Consider the following 1,304-nt stretch of genomic DNA (forward strand, 5'->3'; position numbering starts at 1 on the left):
GTGGGCTTTATCGCGAGGCTTCGGCTCAATCGGTTACCCGAGCGGGCCGCTCGCAAGCTACCGGGTCCTACCGACAATTACCCGGGTGGGTCCTCCTCCCACTGGTGATCTGCGCCTTTGGGGCGCACTGAGAAATGCGGGCTGGGTCCGAACTCCCCGATCCCCTACTCCCGGGTCTTCTCCCCCGACCGGGATAGCAGCAGGGTGACGACCGACGAGCAACACACGACGAGGAAGGTCGCCTCGGCGAGGTCGACCGGCGTGTCGGTTTTGCCGGCACCCGGCAGCCCGCTCCTGGAATGGCAGTAGCGAAGCAGCCCGTCGATCCCCTGAAACAACTCCGGGGGGAACCCCAGCCGCCCGGCGACGGGGGCAACGGTTCCCATCGCGACTTCGCCCGACGCGCCGGCCAAGGTCCGGACGACGGAGGCCACCGCGACCACGGCCTCTCGCACAGCCTCCGCCGATGCGGGGTCGGGGCGGCGCGAGAGATAGGCCACCGCCGACTGCAAATGACGCGCGGCGGCGGCCAGATCGAACAGGGAGAGATTCTCTTCGGCGGTCGCCACGGCGTCCAGAGCGAGTTCGTCCGGGAGGGGGAGGAACCGGTCGCGCAGTAGCCGGACCGGCGCCCTCTCCTCATCGAGTACCTGGTTCAGGCCGCGCCGAAGGAGTTTCCGGTCGACCTCCTTCATCCCCGCCCTGTCGTCGGTGAGGAGGAATTCGAACAGGTCCCAGATCCGGTGGTCCGGAAGCCCGAAAAAAAGGTCCTTCAGGGCCCGGCAGGACGCCTCGTTGTCGGCCGTCGGCAGGTCGTCGATCGTCTCCTTGAAGAACGCCAGACAGGACCCCCGAAGGATGGCGCCCCAGGCCGTACGGGAACGGTCGCTGGATGAAATCACCCGGTAAAAAAGATTCCAGAGCGATTTCCGAAGCGGCGTCCCGGCTTCCCTGCCCTCGTGCTCCTGCATGGCGTCTCCTCCCGGAGAAATATTACCCGACAGGGGAGAGGCGACGGGGAAAAAAAACCCCGGGGGGGGAGATCCCCTCCGGGGGAGTATCCTGCGAGTGCACCGTCTCGTAAATAGCTTGACGCACCGAGAGCGTCGATGCGCCGCGCCAGCAAGGCGCGCGACGGAGGCATACCGTTGAGTATGGTGAAGAAGCGCAACGAAGCGGGAGCGAGGGGCCTGTCCCCGGAAGGGTCGGCAGCCGAGGCGAAGCGGATGCGCCGTCAGACCGCGAAGGACGACCGAGCACGGCGCAGGCGTACTGGCGGTACGCCGAGCCGGGCGCAGGGAGTC

At 67.0% G+C, this 1,304-nt stretch carries 1 protein-coding gene; it reads right to left on the minus strand.

Going from position 1 to position 1,304, the window contains the following annotated elements; genetic code table 11:
* Window positions 1–164: 164 nt before the first annotated feature.
* The gene (locus VJ307_03795; protein HJX73257.1) at window positions 165–971 is read right to left on the minus strand and encodes a hypothetical protein; all 807 of its coding nucleotides are present in this window, start codon (window positions 969–971) and stop codon (window positions 165–167) included.
* Between the last annotated feature and the right edge of the window lie 333 nt (window positions 972–1,304).

Source organism: Candidatus Deferrimicrobiaceae bacterium, from assembly GCA_035256765.1.
Classification (GTDB): Bacteria; Desulfobacterota; Deferrimicrobia; order Deferrimicrobiales; family Deferrimicrobiaceae; genus CSP1-8.

Excerpts from the sequence above, each read along its gene's own strand:
- VJ307_03795 (HJX73257.1), bottom strand. The coding sequence starts at position 971 with ATGCAGGAGCACGAGGGCAGGGAAGCCGGGACGCCGCTTCGGAAATCG.